This window comes from Oleiphilus sp. HI0067 (genome assembly GCF_001635735.1).
On record NZ_LWFI01001323.1, the window covers coordinates 1 to 1,128 of the forward strand.

Sequence of the window (1,128 nt, forward strand, 5' to 3'; positions counted from 1 at the left end):
GCTTGATTAAGGGCATTCGCACCATCAATTCATCAATTGTTAAGAATGAGGAATCTATGAAGGTTCTTGTCGCTGTCAAACGAGTTATTGACTACAACGTCAAAGTACGTGTTAAGGCCGACAATTCAGATGTCGATCTTACTAATATCAAAATGGCAATGAACCCATTTTGTGAAATCGCAGTTGAAGAAGCTGTTCGTCTTAAAGAGAAAGGAATCGCGAGCGAAATCGTTGTGGTTTCTATCGGTCCTAAAGTTGCTCAAGAGCAAATCCGTACAGCACTAGCATTAGGTGCAGACCGCGGTATCTTGGTTGAAACTGACGAACAAGTTCAATCTCTTCAAGCTGCTAAAATCTTGAAAGCGATTGTTGACGAAGAACAACCTCAGTTAGTTATTCTTGGTAAGCAGTCTATCGATTCAGACAACAACCAAACTGGTCAGATGCTAGCAGCACTTGCAGGCATGGGTCAGGGTACATTCGCATCAGAAGTTGTTGTTGAAGGTGATAAGGTTAACGTTACGCGTGAAGTTGACGGCGGTTTGATGACTGTTGGTCTTAATCTTCCTGCAGTAGTGACTACTGACTTGCGTTTGAACGAGCCACGTTACGCATCTCTTCCTAACATCATGAAGGCTAAGAAGAAGCCTCTCGATACTAAATCTCCAGCAGATTACGGTGTTGAGTTGAGCGCTAGCCTAACTACATTGAAAGTAGAAGAGCCAGCTAAACGTTCTGCGGGTATTAAAGTTGCAGACGTTGCAGAGCTTGTAGACAAACTTAAAAACGAAGCGAAGGTGATCTAAATGAGCATTTTAGTTATTGCAGATCATGATAATGGTAGCTTGAAGCCAGTTACTCTTAACGTTCTTGCTGCAGCAACAGCAATCGGTGGTGACATCGACGTATTGGTTGCGGGCGAAGGTTGTGGTGCAGCAGCAGAAGCTGCGTCAAAAGCGGCTGGCGTTGCTAAAGTATTGGTAGCTGATAACGCAGCTTACGGCCATCAGTTGGCTGAAAACCTTTCTCTATTGGTTGCTGACCTTGGTAAAGGTTACTCGCACGTTCTTACTTCTGCGGGCACAACTGGTAAGGACTTCCTTCCACGTGTTGCTGCACTTCTAGACG

1 protein-coding gene and 1 pseudogene are annotated in these 1,128 nt (G+C 44.5%); both read left to right on the forward strand.

Translation table 11 applies throughout. The features are described 5' to 3' along the window. Positions 1 to 56 precede the first annotated feature (56 nt). Complete coding sequence (locus A3739_RS20770; RefSeq protein ID WP_068474922.1) at positions 57 to 806, forward strand: electron transfer flavoprotein subunit beta/FixA family protein; 750 nt, start codon at positions 57 to 59, stop codon at positions 804 to 806. Then, positions 807 to 1,128 (forward strand): annotated as a pseudogene (locus A3739_RS20775) (electron transfer flavoprotein subunit alpha/FixB family protein); the annotation flags it as partial. It abuts the gene before it with no gap.

Coding starts and splice junctions, on each gene's coding strand:
- A3739_RS20770 (WP_068474922.1), top strand. CDS start 57: ATGAAGGTTCTTGTCGCTGTCAAACGAGTTATTGACTACAACGTCAAA.